This window comes from Flavobacterium tegetincola DSM 22377, assembly GCF_000425485.1.
GTDB lineage: Bacteria > Bacteroidota > Bacteroidia > Flavobacteriales > Flavobacteriaceae > Flavobacterium > Flavobacterium tegetincola.
Genome location: NZ_AUDN01000053.1, coordinates 1 through 1,056, shown reverse-complemented (window position 1 = coordinate 1,056; position 1,056 = coordinate 1). Strand labels below are relative to the sequence as shown.

Here is a 1,056-nt window from a genome sequence, read left to right as displayed (position 1 = left end):
TTTTTTTTGTCATTGTAATTAATTTTTAATTAGTTTTACAAAGGACTAACATTTTCAGGTAATACGCTACCGAAGGTTTAGTTCAACAGCGGTTTCAAGAAATGGCGAGAAATGTGGTAAATTGACGTTTTTCTTTCGCAAGAAATATTATCTTAGTGGAAAATATGCGGTTACGAAGTTCGCCACTTCTTGAAGCCGCGAAACGTTGTGAGATATATTAACCAAAAATCGTGTAAAAATGTCTAATTTAAAACCAACGGAAAAATGAAAAAAAAGTTAAAACAAATTTCAAATGCAGTTCTACTATGTACAATGCTCTACTTTACAAGCTGTGTAAATGATGATTTTATTGAAAAACAGAGTTTTCAAAATCCAAAAAATTACGAACTCGTAAAAATTAGTTTCAAAGAACTAAAAACAAATAGTAAGGCTTTTGAAAAGCTGAAAGAATCAAGACTGAAGAAGAATCCATCATTGCAACACAGAGGAGTTTTTAATGAAGATTATGGCGTTTATATTGATACTACAAATATAATTTTAGTTAAAAACGGGGACAAACATTCACTAACATTTCAAATTGTTAGCGACGATGAAAACACTAATAAAGTAGACAATTTAATTCTAAAGGCAACAGATGATGGAGGTTATTTAGCATTTATAGCAGAATATAACCTTACACAGCAAGATTTGATTAATCTTGCTAATGGCAGTGCTTTACATACAAAAACACCCTCATCAATTTCAAGCGTGGAAATGCAAGGTAGATTTAGTGTCGGAGGTAATGGAGCTGGCTGTATAGACATAAGTAATCACACCAGAAGTATGTGTAGAGATGAAAGTGGAAATACGATATTTAATAATGGAGAATTAGGAAATGGTTGTGTTGGTATGGCATTTAATGTTGAATATATGGTTTTAACCATTGATGTAGATTGTTTATCTGGCGGTGGCGGTTCTGGTGGAAGTGGTACTGGTGGAAGTGGTTCTGGTGGAAGCGGTTCTGGTGGAGGTAGTTTTGGTGGAGGTAGTTCTGGTGGAGGTAGTTCTGGTGGAGGT

General features: G+C 34.1%; 1 protein-coding gene. It reads left to right on the top strand.

The genetic code is table 11. The annotated features are described in order from the left end of the window. Positions 1-264 precede the first annotated feature (264 nt). A partial coding sequence (locus tag H602_RS18640; RefSeq protein WP_035759389.1) for a hypothetical protein occupies positions 265-1,056 on the top strand: 792 nt, incomplete at its 3' end.